Genomic DNA, 18,338 nt, shown 5'->3' on the forward strand with positions numbered 1-18,338 from the left:
ATATAATTCCGATGTAAATATATATATTCTTCGATTCAAATCAGACAAATAAGGTGATTAATTTAAAATAAATCTAAATAAAAGTTTCGAAACGGATTATAAGTTGTTTTCGAGATAGATTTTCATCTGTCTGTACATATCTATAACTTCATCTTTTTTAGGCAAAGATTCGTAGATCTTTTTTAGATAGTTCTTTTCACTTACCACTTTATAGCTCCTTTTAAAGTTTAAATCGTAAACCCATGACATTTGATGAAGCTTCTGCTCATTAAGTGTAAGAATATCCTTTTTGCTTATTACCTTTTCATCCATAACGGATTTATAAACCATTTTCGAGATTTCTGGTTTATCTGCCAGTTCCATTTCTAATCTTTTATTGGTGCCAGGCTTACATTCCGAGTAGTATTTTGAAAAGATATTTAGGATATCTATTCTATCTGCATCTCTAAGTAGATTAAGAAATGTTAACGCATTCTCATTTATCGATTTTGGTAAAGTGCTGATCTCATGAAATCTGATGCATTCGAAAATGATTTGTACTGTTTCCTCTTCGAGTTGCTCAAGTACATTTTCCGATTTTAAAATAGCGATCCCTAAATCGATGTGATTATCCTGTTCGTTATCCGAAAAAGTTTCGTGTTTCAATAACTGCTCGAATCTTCCAACATCATGAAGAAGAGCAATTGTTTTTGCAATTAGTAACTGGTCATCATCTAATTCACAGTCTAATGAAAGTTCTGTAATGATTTCAACCGTATTAAAAGAGTGACTTCTTTTAAGGTCAAAATTCAGTTGAATTTCATCATTCTCGCTTAAAAAACGGTTTGTGTATGTATCAAACCAGAATTTTATATTTTGGTAAATTTCTTGATTCAAGATGTGTGTATTAAAATAGCACGCAAAACTACATCTTTTCTATAAAATCGGAAAGTATTCGTATGGTAGAATTGATAAGGATTTGACCAATGTTCCTGATTCATGATAAGGGGCTATTTGCATTGGTTCAATAACAGTTTTTTTACGATTTGGGATGGAAAAAATGCGATCAAAAATTGATCGCATTTTAGGAATTATTGTTTTTATTTTGTTGGCATATTTTGAATGATATCTACCAAATGTAGCCAGAATTTTTCTACCGTTTCGATATTAATTCTTTCATCAGGAGAATGCACATCTCTTAATGTTGGGCCAAATGAAATCATGTCCATTTCTGGATATTTCTCTAGAAATAATCCACACTCTAATCCTGCATGAATAGATCTTACAACTGGCTCTTTGCCAAAAAGCTTTTTATAAGATTCAACTGCCACAGTTAAAATTTCAGAATTTGGATTTGGCGCCCATCCTGGATAACCATCCGTATGTTCTATTTCAGCTCCAGCTAATGTTAAAGAGCTTCCAACCATTTGAGCAATGTTGTATTTTTCGCTATCCACATCGCTTCGTTGTGAAGTTGTGATTTGGATCTGGTTGTCATCAATAAATTTAACTGAAGCTAAATTTGTTGAAGTTTCAACCATGCCTGGCATTCTTGAACTCATGGTAAAAACACCGTGAGGACATGCATAAATAGCATCCATTAAATTATTGCTAGTATTGATATCGATTACAAATTCAGGCTTTTCTACAGATTCTAATGTGATCTTAAGTTTAGGTTCGTATATTTCCCAAACATGCTCCATTTCTGAAGCGTAAATGTTTAAGTCAGCTCTAACATTTTCCTTAAACTCTGAAGGGATTGTAATAATGGCATATGCTTCACGAGGAATCGCATTTCTTAAGTTACCACCATTAAATTTGTTAATTCGAATGTGGTATTTCTTGTTAATTTGCCACAGAAATCTATTTAGTATTTTATTCGAATTTCCGCGTCCTTTGTTAATTTCATCGCCAGAATGACCTCCAAGTAATCCCTTTACATCAATTCTAAGAGCAAAATGTCCACTAGGAACCTCTTCTTTTTGATATTCCATGTTAGCTAAGGTGTCAATACCTCCGGCACATCCAATAAAGATCTCACCTTCGTCTTCTGAATCCAAATTCAGTAAGATTTTTCCATCGAAGAAACCTGATTGTAGAGCGAAAGCACCAGATAAACCCGTTTCCTCATCTACTGTAAAAAGACACTCAATTGGTCCATGTTCAATATCGGTAGAAGTAAGAAGTGCCATTTCTGCAGCCATACCTATACCATCATCAGCACCAAGGGTAGTACCTTTTGCTTTTACCCAACCATTGTCAATCCATGGTGTTATTGGATCTGTGTCAAAATTATGAACTGTATCGTTGTTTTTCTCACAAACCATATCCATATGTGATTGTAAAACCACTGTTTTGAAGTTTTCTTTACCAGGTGTAGCTGGTTTCTTAATTAAAACATTGCCAATCTCATCTCTTTTAGTTTCTAAATTGTTTTTCTTTCCAAACTCAATTAAAAACTCAATGATCTTCTCTTCCTTTTTAGAAGGGCGAGGGATTTGACAAATATCTTCAAAGTGCTTCCAAACTTCTTTTGGCTCTAATTTGCTTAATATATTTTCCATTGTTGTTTAAATTTTTTTCAAATGTAATAAATTAGAGTTGGGAATATAATATTTGATAATAGATAAATGTGTATTCATCAAAAGTTGATGATAATAATTTAAATGAAAGTTTATTATATAATGTATGTTAGTATTGAAATGTTAAGAATCTACAAAACCTTTATAATAGAGATTGAGAAGAGGTCTTAATATTAATTTATATAGTATTATAGTTTATTTGTACAGCTCAAAAATAAAATTAAAACATGACAAAAGTCATGAAAAACTAAAATTCATGGAGAGTTGTTAAAATTTGTTAAATAATATTAAAAGATTATATTTATGATCTAAAATTACCATTAACCATATTAGAATCTTTACTTAATTACTAACTAAAAAAGTTTTTTATGAAAAAAATGATTGGACTATTTGTGTGTCTACTTCTAATAGGCTCCCAAATAGTAAATGCGCAAAGTAAACAGGTTTCCGGTACTGTAACAAGTGCTGAGGATGGCATGGGTATGCCAGGTGTATCTGTTGTTATTAAAGGTACTACGATTGGTGCTAGTACTGATATTGATGGAAAATATACCCTTAAAGCAGAACCATCAGATATTTTGATGTTCAGTTTTGTGGGAATGGTACCCCAAGAAATAAAGGTTGGTTCCCAATCCGTGATTAATGTTGTTATGAAAAATGAATCTATTGGATTAGGGGAAGTTGTAGCTGTAGCTTACGGAACAAAAACCAAAAGAGCTATCACAGGTGCAATTACAAGTGTTGGTTCAGAAGTGTTAGAAAACCAAATTGCAGTGTCTCCTGTAAGTGCTATTCAAGGTTCTGCACCTGGTGTTAATATCCTAACTTCAGGAGGTCAGCCAGGGGAAAATCCAACCATTCGCATTCGTGGAGTTGGTTCTGTGAATGCATCTGCGGATCCGTTAATTGTTGTTGATGGAGTAGCTTTTTCTGGTAATCTGAATTCTATTAGTTCATCTCAAATCGAAACAATTAACGTATTGAAGGATGCATCTGCATCTGCATTATATGGTTCTAGAGCTGCTAATGGGGTTATTTTGATTACTACAAAAGGTGGTAAGTATGTTAAGAAAGATGCGAAAATAGCTGTTAACGCAAGGGCTGGTTTCTCTAATGCTGCTGTTGATTTGTATGATTATGTAGGAGCAGAGGATTATATGAAATATTCTTGGGAATCTATTAAAAATGCAGAAATTGCAGATGGGGCTACTGATGCAGTAGCAGCTGCGACTGCATCAAATAATTTAATATCTACCTTGGGCTATAATCCTTACAATGTTGCCAATCCAGTTGATGCAAATGGTGAAATTGTAAGTGGAGCTGAATTAATGTGGGATACAGATTGGTATGATGCTCTTTCAAATGACAATGCATTTTATAACGAATATGATCTAAGTGTTAGTGGAAGTAGTGATAATGTAGTGTACTTCGTTAATGGTAATTACTTAAAACAAGAGGGAGCAATCTTGGAATCTGAATTTGAAAGATATTCGGGACGTGTTAACCTTAAGGCTAAACTTAAAGATTGGTTGGAAATTGGAACTAATAGCTCATTCTCTAAATCTATTCAAAACTATCCAAACCAATCTGGTAGTTCATATACAAGTATCATGCAGTGGGCTAATTCTATTGCAAATATTTATCCTATTTATCAAAGGGACGGAAATGGACAATTCAAGCTTGATGATAAGGGAGAAAAAATTTATGATTATGGTAATGCAAGTGGACAGTTGGTTAATGCGGTAAGACCAAGGTTAGGTGGAGAAAATGCAGTTTCGGCTACTTTGTTAAATGATATTGTTTATACTCGCTCTAATTTATTTTCTTCAACCTTTATGAAAGTTGACCTTTATAAAGATCTTTCTTTCAAAACAAACTTTGGTTATGAGAGATACATCTACGATTCCAACGAGTATGATCATTATAAGTATGGTTCAGCTGCATCAGTTAATGGACGTGTGTCTCAGCAGAGAACTATTACAGAAACGACTACCATTACAAACTCTTTAAATTATAGAAAAGATTTTGATGATCATAGTCTTGCTGTAGATTTGATTTCTGAACACTATGATTACAAATATGATCGTTTAACTGCTCAAGGAACCGGTTTTTTGCCAGGAGTTAAAGTTATGTCAGGTAGCACTGTCCCTGAATCAGTTGGAGGATATTTAAATTCGGAAAGACTTGAAAGTTATATGGCTCGAGTTGATTACAATTACTTGCAGCGTTATTTCTTGGATTTTAGTGTAAGAACTGATGGTTCATCAAGGTTTCATGAAGATGAGCGTTGGGGTACTTTCTACTCAGTCGGTGCTAACTGGATAATGTCTGATGAAGAATTTATGAAGGGGGCGGATTTTATTGACCTTCTTAAGATTAGATCTTCTTATGGAGAGTTAGGAAACAATAGAGGAATTGGTTATTTCCCATATTATGCAGCTTATGATACTGGTTGGAACAATGGACCAAACACAGGTGTATTACAAGGAGGTGTAGTTGATGAAGATATCAAGTGGGAGAAAACGGCTTTATTTAATGTAGCTCTTGACTATGGATTCTTTAACAATAGAATTACAGGTTCATTAGAATATTATAACAAAGAATCTGTAGATTTATTATTTGATCAACCATTGGCTCCTTCAACTGGAAATACTGTAATTAGTACTAACATTGGTACCGTGAAAAATACTGGTTGGGAATTTAGCGTAAATACGGTAAATGTACATACCGATGACATTTATTGGACTTCTACATTTAATATTTCAACAAATAAAAATGAAATAACTAAGTTGCCACAGGAAGAAATACCTATGGGAACCAAGAAGTGGATGGTCGGTAAATCAATTTACGATTTCTTCATTCGTGAATATGCAGGTGTAGATCCACAAACGGGAGAAGCATTGTGGTATATGGATTCTGAAGATGAAGAAGGTGTAAAAGTAACAACTAATGATTATTCTAAAGCTGATCGTTATTACCAAGGCTCTTCTCTTCCTGACTGGACTGGTGGGTTTGGTACTTACTTCAAGTACAAGAATTTTGATCTGAATGCTCAGTTTAATTTTAGTATTGGTGGTCAATTGTATGATTATTCTTATGCGGGTTTAATGAGTAGTTTGGAAAGTGCTGGAAGCCAGCTTCATGTTGATATTAAAGACCGATGGCAAAAGCCAGGAGACATTACAGATGTTCCTAAGTTGATTAATGCCAATAACGATTACAATGGTACATCTACTCGTTTCTTATTTGATAATGATTACTTACGATTAAAAGCATTAACAATAGGTTACAATGTGCCAGAGAACTTCTTGAAGAAATATAATATCAGTAAGTGTAGATTGTATTTCCAAGCTGATAACTTATTTACTTGGGCATCATTAGAAGGATTAGACCCAGAGCAGAATTTAGCAGGAACTACTGATAGTCGTTCAAATATTATGAAGACAGTTTCTGTTGGTGTGAATATAGAATTTTAATTGATAAACATAGAAGAAATGAAAAAAATATATATTCTTATAGCAGGGGTTGCTATGTTTTTAGGTGTTGCAGGATGTTCTGATTATCTTGATAAACCAAAGCCTACAGATGTTTTAACAGCAAATGATATTTATAGTAACCCAGAAGGAGTTCAAGCATATTTTGCCGGAATTTACAGACTGTTTAGAGCTCAATATATCAGAACTGATATGGGGGGAGTGTACTCTATGTACATGTCGCGTAGTGTAAAGGGTAATGATCTAATTCAGAATTCATGGTATAATTTTGACTATGCACATGAAAACCGTGAGCCAAACTATACGCGTGTAGTAGGAGATTGGCAATTTTGTTATGAAGGGGTTAAGCATGCAAATACATTAATTAAGGAAATTGCAGCAAGTGACGCATTATCTGATAATGCTAAAGTGGTATTAGATGCCGAAGCAAAAGGGTTAAGAGCATTCTTCAATTTCCAGTTGTATTTGGAATATTATTCAAGAAATTCTGGACTTCAAACTCCTCCATTATATACCGAACCAGCTGCCTTAGAACCAAAGGGGATGTCTAATCCTGCTGATTTTGAAGCTCAATTGATTAGTGATATAAACGATGCTGTTGCTGGTTTAACATCAGACAGAATCAATAAGTCATATATGAATAAGAGTGTTGCGAATGGATTAAAAGCACGTATTTTAATGGCTTTAGATAAAGACTGGGGACAGGTTGAGATTGCAGCTAATGCTGCTTATGGTGGAAATCTAGCAGCCGCATTAGATGCTTCTATTTATGCAGGTGGTTTTGATGATTTAACTGCCTCAGAAGTTATGTGGAGTATGGATCAGCAAGCAGATCAGTCGAACTATTATTACATAGCTCCTCATGCTTTTACAGATCATACAGAGGATGCTTATTTCGGAACATTCTTTAATAATACTTTTGTGGCAACATTTAGTGCAACTGATGTTCGTAATGAATTTTGGGAAGGCTACCCTGTAGGTGATGATGATTATAGAAATTTTATTTCAAATAAGTTTGAATTCTCTTTTGAAGCTGATATGCACATTATGAGAACAGCCGAAATGGTATTAATTGATGCAGAGGCAAATTATCGTAATGGAGATGAAGATACTGCTCATGATTTACTTTTTGCTCTACAATCTAATCGCGATCCAAATGCTGTGAAGTCTGCAAATACAGGTGCAGATTTATTGGAAGAAATTCTATTGGAAAGAAGAAAAGAATTGTATGCAGAGATTGGTGTTGAATGGTTTGATGCTAAACGCTTAGGTAGAGGTATTACTCGAGATGGAAACCACAGAGTAATGGTTGCTTTAGAACCAAATGACAAGCGTTTCTTCTTAAAGATTCCACAAGATGAAATAGATGCTAATGATTTGATTGATGATACTATTAATGATAATAGATAATTAAGTTTTGAAAAAAAACAAAAGGTTGTTCTTTAAGAACAACCTTTTTTTATTATATTTATGTATGATATAAAAAATAAGTTAAAAACAAAAGAAATGTATTCGTTAATTTATAGAGGATTAATAGTTATAGTGCTTACATTCGTACTTAATGTGGAAGTGTTTAGCCAAGAGTTCGATCTTACAGAAGTAAGAAGACACCATTATGAAGGTTTTGCTTCACTTAAAGAAGTAGAAGGGCAAATATTCTTTAATGAAGATTGGGTAAAAGGTAAAATATATTTTAATACGGAATACACAGTTTCTGATGTACCTATCAAATACCTTGTTAAAGGTGGGAAAATGCTAATACACCATAAAGGTGAAATACTCGCAGTTTCAAATCCTCAAACGATGGATTCTATAATAATAAATAAGCACAAATTTATTTACGCACAATTGATGTATGGAAATAATGTGAAATATGATTATATGGAATTGCTTGGCGGTGATGAAAAGTTACAAATATTAAAATATTATACCTGCCGTTTCATAAAAGGGAGGGATGTGAGTTCTTATACTGCTCCAGATCCAGATCGTTATGTGTTGAAGAAAGAATACTATATAAGAAGAAGTAATGGGGTAGCTGAACTTATTAAAGTGAATAAAAAATCTATTTTACAACTTCTTGCGGACAAAAGTGAGAATGTAAAGACTTTTGTGAAAAAGAATAAATTGAAGATAGGAAAAGAAAATGATTTGATTCAAATTTTTAATTATTATAACGGCTTATTTTAGAGACTTAATTATACACTTAGAAGGAAGGTAGTAATATTTTCTGAATTTCTTTTATATTCGTATATATAGTTCAAAAAACAATAAAAAAGCTAACATGTCTGTATGTTGGCTTTTCTTGTATAATAGATTTTATAAATTTCATAAAATGAATATAATAAGTTAATAAAACAAAATGATGATGTTTGATGACTAATGTGTTTTTTTTTGTTTTGTATATTGTTAAGAATAGTTATAAAAGCGATTATATTTTCAAGTGTTTAGAGGTGTTAAAATTTGTCAAATACTATAATTGCATTATATTTAGGATCTAAAATTACCATTAACCATATTTAGAATCTTTACTTAATTACTAACTAAAAAAGTTTTTTATGAAAAAAATGATTGGACTATTTGTATGTCTATTTTTGATAGGTGTACAATTAGTAAATGCACAAAGTAAGCAGATAACAGGTACAGTTACTGGTGCCGAAGATGGCCTTGGGATGCCTGGAGTGTCTGTTGTTATTAAAGGTACTACAATAGGATCTAGTACTGATATTGATGGAAAATATACATTAGAAGCTTCACCAAACGATGTTTTAATGTTTAGCTTCGTGGGAATGGTCCCACAAGAAATTACAGTAGGAAATAAAACTGTAATTGATGTTGTTATGGAAGCTGAATCAATAGGGGTTGATGAAGTTGTTGTTACTGCATTGGGTATTAAAAGAGAAAAGAAAGCTCTTGGATATGCAGTACAGGACGTAAAAGCTGAAGATCTTAAGAAAACAGGAACGCCAGATTTGGCAAAAGCGCTGCAAGGGAAGGTAGCTGGGGTTGATATTAAAATGTCAAGTGGTATGCCTGGTGCTTCTTCTCAAATTGTTATTAGAGGATCGCGTTCGTTTACAGGAAATAATACTCCATTGTATGTAGTAGACGGAATGCCTATCGCAAGTACAGCTGCATTTAGTACTGGTAGTAGTGTTACAGGAGCCGATATTTCTAATAGAGCATTAGATTTGAATCCTAATGATATTGAAAGTATTAATGTACTAAAAGGTCAGGCAGCAGCAGCATTATATGGGCTTAGAGCCTCGAATGGTGTTGTTATTATTACTACCAAGAGTGGAAAAGGAGGAGTAAAAGGAAAACCTATAGTTTCAATTAACCACACAACAAGTTTTGATATGGTTTCCAGAACTCCAGACTATCAAAAAACCTGGGCTCAAGGATATGCTGGTGCGTATAGTCCAAGAACATCAATGTCATGGGGTAGTAAAATTTCAGAATTACCTAATGATCCAACTTATGGTGGTAATGGAAATGGTCATGATGGAATGTATAGGGTTCCTCAGTTAGAGGATGCAGGTCTTGATCCTTGGGTTACTCCTCAGGTATATAACAATTGGGATGATTATTACCAAACTGGTTATACATCAACTACGGGAATTAATGTTAGCCAAGCTACAGAAAATGGTAATTTCTCAGTGGGAATTGGTTATACTGATCAAGACGGTATTGCTTTAAATACTGGAATGGAAAGATGGAATGCAAAGGCTGCAGCTGAAAGAAAACTTAATGAAAATTTTACAGTTGGATTTTCTACAAACTTTGCAAAAACTGAAGTTGATAAATTGTCGGGAGCTAATGATGCTTCTTTGGCAGGTGTATTATCTGCTCCAAGTAGTTATAACCTAAAAGGCATACCTTATCATGTTCCTGGCGATCCATATACTCAGATTTATTATCGTTCATTAACTTTTGACAATCCATATTGGGTTGAGCATAATAATGAGTTTAATGAACAAACAAATCGTTTTTTCGGAAATGGATATATTCAATATTCTAAAGAGTTAACAGCAGATATGAACTTAACTGTGAAATATCAATTGGGTATTGATTCTTATACTACTCACTATCAGGATATTTTTGGTTTTGGAAGTAAAGGAAAAACAGGTTCTATTAATAATTACGGAGTAACTGACGTAACCTATAACTCTTTGTTAACAGCTAATTTTGATTGGAAAATTAATGATGATTTCCAATTGAATGTTATTGTTGGTAATGAATTAAATCATAACGAAACTAAAACTTATGATCAGTTTGGTCAGGAGTTCAATTTTGGCGGATGGAATCATGTTAACAATGCGAATACTGTAACTTCTGATGAAGCACAATATAAAGACAGAACCGTTGGTGTATTTTCAAGTGTTTCACTTTCGTGGAAAAATATGTTGTTCTTGAATATGACTGGACGTAATGACGTTGCATCTTCAATGCCTCGTGATAACAGATCATTCTTTTACCCTTCTGTTTCTTTAGGATTTGTAGCTTCAGAACTTGATTTTATTAAGAATGCAAAATGGATTTCGTTTGCAAAAATTAGAGGTTCTTATGCGGAAGTTGGACAAGCTGGAACATATAGAGAAAATTATTATGCAAAACCTAATTATGGTGGTGGATTCTGGACTGATGAACCTATCATATATCCGCTAGATGGTACAAGTTCTTATATTCCTAATAATGTTTTGTATGATCCAGCATTAAAACCACAGAATACAAAGTCTTATGAGTTAGGGATTAATTTGAAATTCTTAAACAACAGAATAGGAGTTGATTATACATATTCAAGACAAAATGTTGAAGATCAAATTTTCTCGGTACCTCTTGCTGGTTCAACAGGAGCTAGTAGTTTAACTATGAATGGAGGAGAGGTACATACTAATGGTCATGAGGTTGTCTTATACTTTACTCCTATCTCTACAAACGATTTTACTTGGGATTTGAATGTTAATTATTCAAAAATTGAGAATGTTGTCGATAAATTGGCCCCAGGTGTAGAAAGTATTTTCTTAGGTGGTTTTACAACTCCTCAAGTTAGAGCTGGAATTGGAGATACTTATCCTGTAATTTATGGCTCTCAGTATAAGCGTGATGATATGGGGAGAATCCTTGTTAATGAAGATCCTAACGCTGATGGTTACGGTATGCCAATGGCTGGTGATCCAGGCGTAATAGGTTCTGTTTCTCCTGATTTTATTGTAGGTGTTTCTACTAACTTAAGATATAAGAAGTGGTCTCTTGGTGCTACTTTCGAATGGAAAGATGGTGGACAGATGTATTCTGGCTCTAATGGACTTCTTGATCTATACGGTATGTCTGAAAGAACAGAAGACAGAGAATCTACATTTATATTTGAAGGTTATAAGGCAGATGGATCGAAAAACGATATTGCAAGAGGTGGTGCTAATGACCTTGGTGCATACCAGACATTATACTCAGATGTATTAACTAATATTGATGAGTATTATATACATGGTAATTCTTTTGTGAAACTTAGAGAATTATCATTAAAATATAATTTTGGTAAGACTTTAATTCCTAATGTAGATCTTTCTGTTTCTGCCTTTGCACGAAATATCTTGCTTTGGACAGAGCTAGATAATTTTGATCCGGAATCTTCTCAGGGAAATAATAATATGGCTGGAGGTTTTGAGAGATTTTCTCTTCCTCAGGCAACAAGTTATGGATTTAGTATAGATGTTAAATTCTAATTATTAAGAAAGGACAATTATGAAAAAAATATTTTATAATATAACCATTGTTTTATTTGCTTTTATGGTTAGTTCATGTTCTGAAGATTTGATGGACAATATCAATAAGAACGTGAATGATCCTGCAAATGTAGCATCAAACTTGATTATTACGGATGTAATGACAAGTACAGCATTTAGTGTGACAGGATCTGATTTGGCTTTTTATTCTTCATGTTATGTTGAACATAACGTGGGTGTTTACAATCAGATGTATAATGCAGAGATTAGATCGAATGAACCTACAAGTAGTACTACTTATAATAATTCATGGAATTCAATTTATCAGACCTTATTGAATCTTAATGATGTGATTACCAAATGTTCTGAAGGTGGATCTGAAGAGGGTAATTATCATACGTTAGGGATTGCACAAGTTTTATCTGCATATAATTTGGCGATATTAACTGATGTTATGGGCGATGTACCTTGGACTGAAGCATTACAACCTGGTGTAATTTTTACCCCTGTATTGGATTCTCAAGAATCGATCTATACTGAAATATTTAGCTTTTTAAATAATGCTATTGAGAATTTAGGAAAGGAAACCACTTTTCCAAATTTAGGAAATCAAGATTTCCTTTATGACGGAGATGAAGATAGTATTGATAATTGGATAAAATTTGCTTACGGTTTAAAAGCAAGATATACAATGAGATTATCATTCCGCAATGCAAATTATACTGATGTAATTTCTTTTGCAAATCAATCTTTTGCTAATGCTGATGAACAATGTCAATTTAATTACAATGGTTCTTCTTCGAAAAGTCCTTTTCAACAATTTTTCTTAGATCGTGATTATTTTGGTGCAAGTACAAGTTTACACAACAAACTTACTTCCAGAAACGATCCACGAGATGCTGTTTTCTTTAAGCCTTATACAGATGGAGGTACTTTGGAATTTGCCCCAAATGGAACACCAAGTCAAGAACAAGGACGCTATGGAATTTCTGCAATTAGTTCTTTAACTGCACCAACTTATTTAATGAGTTATCATGAGGTTGAGTTTTTAAAAGCAGAAGCATATGCTAGACAAAGTGATCTTGTAAATGCGACTGCAGCTCTTAAAAAAGCAATAGTAGCAGCATGTGCAAAATCTAATATTGGTATTTCACAAGCTGATGCTGAAACTTATTTTACTGATGAGGTGGAGCCTAAATTATTAGATCAGAACACAACTTTGAAAGAGATCATGGTTCAGAAATATATTGCCTTTTTTGAAGAAGAAGCAATTGAAGCATATAATGATATTAGACGATTAAGAGCTATGGGCGAAGATTTTATTCAATTGGATAATCCTTTGAACACGAATCAATTTCCATTAAGATTTTCTTACGGATCTGAAGATGTAACTACTAATGCAAATGTTCGTGAAGCATATGGTGATGGAAGTTACGTTTATTCTGAGAATGTATGGTGGGCTGGAGGATCCAGATAATGTTATAACTAAACAAAAACGAAAAGGAATGAAATTATATAGATTATTAAGTTTATTTGTTGCACTTTCACTTTTTATTAGTGGATGTGATGACACGAACGAGAATCTTGTAGGATCTCGTGGTTTATCGATTATACCGGTAATTACAGATGTTAATCCAGCCTTTTATACATCAGATTTAGCAAATTCTTATGTGGAATTTGTTGTTGATTTACCAGAAGGAGAACAGGTTGATGCTGCTGAAGTACAGGTAACTTATAAAGGCACTACTGCTGTTGTACAAGAAATTGCTTCATTTCCGGCAACTATTACTTTACCAGCTTTAGATGTAATTGGTGTTTTAGGTTTATCCGAAAGTGATATTAAAGTAGATGATTCGTTTTTATTTCATGTTGTTACTACTTCAGGTGATGTTACATCGAGATCGACTGCTGCATTAAATGTATTTGTAACTTGTGAATTTACTCCAGCTATGGCAGTTGGTAGTTACCATGTTGTATCTGAAGATTGGGAGGTTGCAGGTGATGTTGAATTTACAGCAGATCCTAATGATCCGTTCAAAATTTTTGTATCAGGTATTTATGAAATGGAAGGTGGAGCTGCAAATGATAATTTACTTGAATTAAACATTGATCCTAACTCATTTAAAGTAGATGTAGTAACTTCGCTTCTTGGCCCAAGTGCTCCTTGGGGGGATTATACAAACTACTATTATGGTCCTGGTGGAGGTCTGTATAAGTCTTGTGATGGTTCTTTCGAGATGCAATTTAAAATTACTGTGGATGAAGGATCATTTGGAACCTATAATTTCTTGTTTACGAGAAACGACTAGCCTTTAATTTAAATAGTCGTTATTGATTGTTTTTATTAAATAAAAAGTAAAAAGTCTCCAAGGTATATTCCTTGGGGACTTTTTTTTAACTTTTCTTTCTAAACTGTAGAATTTAATTAAAGTATTCGAGTGATAAACTCAAGAACAAGTTTTATATTAAGATCTTCTTATATTAACATGATATTTTTTTCAGTTTTTGACTGTAAATATTAAATAAATCTGACTCCGCAAATGAATAGTTTTAGTAAAACTTAGAATTATTACGAAAAAAATGCTTACCACAAAATTGTTATCAATACTAGTAACTACAATAGTTTACAAGAGATGCACCTTGTTAAATAAATTCTCGCTTACAAAGGTGAAATTTATTGAAGCTGTAAGTTTATAAGAATTATTTAAATTACAATATACCTTTCCAGAGAGTAGTGAGTATCATTATTATCCTTGGTAAGCAGATATACTTACTCTTTTTTCTGCCCCTGCAAGCTTAAGCTATAAACTACTTTTAAGTATTTAGGTTTTAATAGAATGAATTGAGGGGTATATTACCCTATTAATTGCTTAAAAGATTACTAGTATCATGAATTAATATGATTTACTGATTGAATTAAAATTTCTCTGCTTGATAATTTGTTGGATAACTTTTGCGTGACTTGCGTTATTTTTAAGAGTAACATATTAATTTAATAGAGGGGCTGAAAATTTGATCATATTTAATCTCTTTTAGATAATATTTAAGAGGTAGTAACAATAGTATATCATACAATAGTGATAAAACTCCCTTTTTTACACTAATTATAATTAAAAATTAATCTTGTAATGATTGTCGCTGTAAATATTATCATAAAGTATTGCGATAATTTACTTAAATAACTGAAAATAGTACCGATTAGGAAGTGTTAAAATTTGTTAAAACCAATTAAAGTGCTATTTTTATTCTCAAGAATTACCATTAACCATTTTGCATCTTTACTTAATTACTAACTAAAAAGTTTTTTTTATGAAAAAAATGATTGGACTATTTGTCTTCCTCATGTTTATGGGATTACAGATAGTAAATGCGCAAAGCAAACAGATTACCGGTACGGTAACTAATGCTGAAGATGGTCTGGGCATGCCTGGAGTATCTGTTGTTATTAAAGGTACTACGATTGGAGCCAGTACCGATATCGATGGTAAGTATACCTTAGAGGCATCCCCTGAAGACATTTTAATGTTTAGCTTCGTTGGTATGGTTACTCAAGAAATCGCAGTTGGAAATAAAACTGTAATTAATGTTGTTCTTCAAACTGAATCTATTGGTATGGATGAAGTCGTAGTAACAGCGTTAGGTGTTACTCGAGAAAAAAAATCTCTTGGATATTCGGTAACTGATTTGGGCGGCGATGAAGTTACAAAAGTTAAGCAACAGAACTTGATGAGTTCCATGTCAGGTAAAATTGCAGGTGTTCAGATTAAGCAATCAAACAACTTCGGTGGATCTCCAAATATGGTAATTAGAGGTAACTCTTCTATTTTTGGAAGTAACCAACCTTTATTTGTTGTTGATGGTGTACCTATTGGAGGTTCTACATTTAATTCAAGTGCTCAACGTAGTGGTAGTACTGGTTATGATTATGGTAGTGCTTTATCTGATATTAATCCAGATGATATTGAGGCAATGAGTGTACTTAAGGGTGCAGCTGCAACAGCTATATATGGTTCACGTGGAGCCAATGGTGTTGTTATGGTTACTACTAAAAAAGGTACTGCAAAAAAAGGATTAGGTATAAGCATTAATTCAGGTGTTTCAATTGGTCGTATTGATAAGGAAACATTTGCGAAATATCAGAAAGAGTATGGTGCAGGATATGCACCTTGGTATTATGGAAATACCGATGGTTTTGATGATTTTGATTTTGACGGAGATGGAGTTGATGATTTAGTTGTGCCACTTTATGAAGATGGTTCTTATGGAGCTAAATTTGATGGTACAATGGCATATCAGTGGGACTCTTTTGTGCCTGGTTCTCCAAACTATCAGAAAGCATACGAATATAAAGGAGCGGATAATGATCCATCTGACTTTTTTGAAACAGAAGTTGGTTTTACTAATAATGTAGAGTTAACTGGAGGTGGAGAAAATGGTACATTTAGATTGAGTTTTACAAACTTCCATACTTCTGGTGTTTTACCAAATTCAAAATTAAATCGTAATACTATTGCATTTAATGGAGATAATCAAATTAATGATAGGTTGAAGGTGGGTATTAGTGCCAATGCATCATTTCAAGATACAAAAGGTCGTAATTCTACTGGATATTCAGATAATTTAATGTCTCAGTTCCGCCAATGGTGGCAGGTAAATGTTGATGTTAAAGATCAAGAGAGGATATATAAGGATACAAGACAAAATTATACTTGGAATCATACTGCAACTATTGGAGGTGATCCTTTAACCCCTATTTTTTGGGATAACCCTTATTGGACCAGATATGAGAATTATCAATCTGATGCACGTGATAGATTTTACGGAAATGTATATTTGAATTTTGATGCCTTTGATTGGTTAGATATTACAGCAAGAGTTTCTTTGGATACTTACAATGAAATTCGTGAAGAAAGGAGAGCAGTAGGATCTACTCCAGCTCCATTTGGCTTGCTTCGTCAGGATGAAAGTTCAGGATATCAACGTCAAGATATTCAAAGAACAGAATTGAATTACGATTTGATGTTTAATTACGATACAAAGATCGCTGATGATTTTGCATTATCGGGAGTTGTTGGTTTTAACATTAGAGATGAAAAAACAGATCGCGTAATTAGTTCTACCTTAGGTGGTCTTGTAGTGCCTGGTATTTATGCGTTAAGTAATTCAGCAAATCCGAATCCTTTCCCTTTTGAAAGTTTAGAAGAGAAAAGGGTTTATGGTGTATATGCTCAAGCTACATTATCTTATAAAGATTTCTTGTATCTAGAATTGACCGATCGTATTGATCAATCTTCATCATTACCTAAAAGTGATAATAATTATAACTATTACTCGGCTTCAACAAGTTTCTTGTTATCAAGTCTAATGGATTACTCTTGGCTAAATCTTGCAAAAATAAGATTAAGTTATGCGGAAGTAGGGAATGATACTAGTCCTTTAAATGTATTTGACACCTATGTTCGTGACGAAAATTTTGGTCAATACCAGAGATATAGTTATAGTTCTACTAAAAATAATCAAGAACTGAAAGAAGAGAGAACTAAAGAGTATGAATTTGGTTTGGAAACAAAAGTTCTTAATAATAGATTAGGTGTTGATTTGTCACTTTATCATAAAACAACAGAGGATATGTTGATTCCTGTTGAACAGAGTAAGGCGACTGGTTATTCACAAAGATGGGTTAATGCTGCAGAGGTTGAAAATAAAGGTATAGAATTAGGTCTTTATGGTACACCTGTAAAAACAAAAGATTTTAGCTGGGACGTTAATATCAACTGGGCTAAAAATAAAAGTGAAGTTGTAGACTTGTATCAAGGCCTTGATAACATTGTTATTAATTCATATCAAGGAGGAGTTTCTATCAATGCAACTAAAGGAAAACCTCTAGGAACAATTAGAGGAACAGGTTTCTTGTATCATGAAAATGGTGAAAGAATTGTAAACTCGTCTGGCTATTATGTATCACAAACAGATCAAGTAATTGGAGATCAGAATCCTGATTGGACAGGAGGTATTACAAATACGATTAGTTATAAAGGGTTGACATTGAGTTTCTTGATTGATATTCAACAGGGTGGAGATGTTTATTCTCTTGATATGCATTATGGACAAGGTACCGGTGTTTTGAAGCATACGGCTGGCTTGAATGAGCTAGGAAATCCTAAACGCGATCCTGTATCTGAAGGTGGTGGTATTTTAAATCAAGGTGTAACTGCTGACGGACAAGTTAATACTACACGTGCGAGAGCCGACTACTATGGTGGAGCATATTATTGGGGTAATAACTCAAGAAATCCTTCGGCATTAACAATTTATGATGCTTCTTTTGTTAAGTTAAGAGAGTTGTCATTAACGTATAATTTACCGAAAAGCTTAATAAGTGGATTTGCACAAAATGTATCACTTTCTTTGATTGGACGTAACCTTTGGATTATAGATAAGCATGTTCCTTATGCAGATCCTGAATCTGGATTATCTGCAGGTTTAGCTCAAGGATATCTTTCGGGTTCATACCCAACAGTAAGAAATTTTGGATTTAATGTGAAAATTGACTTTTAAAA

General features: G+C 33.3%; 9 protein-coding genes. 7 read left to right on the plus strand and 2 right to left on the minus strand.

The window, feature by feature from the left end; genetic code table 11:
* Positions 1-96: 96 nt before the first annotated feature.
* Together ACKPCA_RS01105 and ACKPCA_RS01110 are read right to left on the minus strand one after the other, a co-directional pair.
* A complete protein-coding gene (locus ACKPCA_RS01105) occupies positions 97-876 on the minus strand; it encodes an HD domain-containing protein (RefSeq protein ID WP_321280868.1) in 780 nt (259 codons plus the stop codon).
* 203 nt (positions 877-1,079) lie between these two features.
* Positions 1,080-2,543 carry an aminoacyl-histidine dipeptidase gene (locus ACKPCA_RS01110; protein ID WP_321280870.1) on the minus strand — a complete coding sequence of 488 codons (1,464 nt, stop codon included), beginning with the start codon at positions 2,541-2,543 and terminating at the stop codon, positions 1,080-1,082.
* Positions 2,544-2,929: 386 nt separating this feature from the next.
* Here ACKPCA_RS01110 and ACKPCA_RS01115 point away from each other — a divergent pair, with 386 nt between their 5' ends.
* From ACKPCA_RS01115 to ACKPCA_RS01145, 7 genes are all read left to right on the plus strand, one after another.
* A complete protein-coding gene (locus ACKPCA_RS01115; RefSeq protein WP_321280872.1) occupies positions 2,930-6,037 on the plus strand; it encodes a SusC/RagA family TonB-linked outer membrane protein in 3,108 nt (1,035 codons plus the stop codon).
* A gap of 18 nt (positions 6,038-6,055) precedes the next feature.
* On the plus strand, positions 6,056-7,465 hold the full coding sequence (locus tag ACKPCA_RS01120) for a RagB/SusD family nutrient uptake outer membrane protein (protein ID WP_321280873.1): 1,410 nt from the start codon (positions 6,056-6,058) through the stop codon (positions 7,463-7,465).
* 96 nt (positions 7,466-7,561) lie between these two features.
* Positions 7,562-8,242, plus strand: a complete 681-nt coding sequence (locus tag ACKPCA_RS01125) for a hypothetical protein (RefSeq protein WP_321280874.1) — start codon at positions 7,562-7,564, stop codon at positions 8,240-8,242.
* A 368-nt stretch (positions 8,243-8,610) separates the two neighbouring features.
* Positions 8,611-11,778 carry a SusC/RagA family TonB-linked outer membrane protein gene (locus tag ACKPCA_RS01130; protein WP_321280875.1) on the plus strand — a complete coding sequence of 1,056 codons (3,168 nt, stop codon included), beginning with the start codon at positions 8,611-8,613 and terminating at the stop codon, positions 11,776-11,778.
* A 19-nt stretch (positions 11,779-11,797) separates the two neighbouring features.
* Complete coding sequence (locus ACKPCA_RS01135; RefSeq protein WP_321280876.1) at positions 11,798-13,255, plus strand: SusD/RagB family nutrient-binding outer membrane lipoprotein; 1,458 nt, start codon at positions 11,798-11,800, stop codon at positions 13,253-13,255.
* Positions 13,256-13,283: 28 nt separating this feature from the next.
* Complete coding sequence (locus tag ACKPCA_RS01140) at positions 13,284-14,087, plus strand: hypothetical protein (RefSeq protein ID WP_321280877.1); 804 nt, start codon at positions 13,284-13,286, stop codon at positions 14,085-14,087.
* Between the two features lie 1,000 nt (positions 14,088-15,087).
* A complete protein-coding gene (locus tag ACKPCA_RS01145) occupies positions 15,088-18,336 on the plus strand; it encodes a SusC/RagA family TonB-linked outer membrane protein (protein ID WP_321280878.1) in 3,249 nt (1,082 codons plus the stop codon).
* The last annotated feature ends 2 nt before the right edge of the window (positions 18,337-18,338 follow it).

Source organism: Marinifilum fragile (genome assembly GCF_963677365.1).
Taxonomy (GTDB): Bacteria; Bacteroidota; Bacteroidia; order Bacteroidales; family Marinifilaceae; genus Marinifilum; species Marinifilum fragile.

Bases quoted from the DNA above. Each gene is read 5' to 3' on its own strand.
- ACKPCA_RS01110 (WP_321280870.1), bottom strand. From the start codon at position 2,543: ATGGAAAATATATTAAGCAAATTAGAGCCAAAAGAAGTTTGGAAGCAC.
- ACKPCA_RS01115 (WP_321280872.1), top strand. From the start codon at position 2,930: ATGAAAAAAATGATTGGACTATTTGTGTGTCTACTTCTAATAGGCTCC.
- ACKPCA_RS01120 (WP_321280873.1), top strand. From the start codon at position 6,056: ATGAAAAAAATATATATTCTTATAGCAGGGGTTGCTATGTTTTTAGGT.
- ACKPCA_RS01125 (WP_321280874.1), top strand. From the start codon at position 7,562: ATGTATTCGTTAATTTATAGAGGATTAATAGTTATAGTGCTTACATTC.
- ACKPCA_RS01130 (WP_321280875.1), top strand. From the start codon at position 8,611: ATGAAAAAAATGATTGGACTATTTGTATGTCTATTTTTGATAGGTGTA.
- ACKPCA_RS01135 (WP_321280876.1), top strand. From the start codon at position 11,798: ATGAAAAAAATATTTTATAATATAACCATTGTTTTATTTGCTTTTATG.
- ACKPCA_RS01140 (WP_321280877.1), top strand. From the start codon at position 13,284: ATGAAATTATATAGATTATTAAGTTTATTTGTTGCACTTTCACTTTTT.
- ACKPCA_RS01145 (WP_321280878.1), top strand. From the start codon at position 15,088: ATGAAAAAAATGATTGGACTATTTGTCTTCCTCATGTTTATGGGATTA.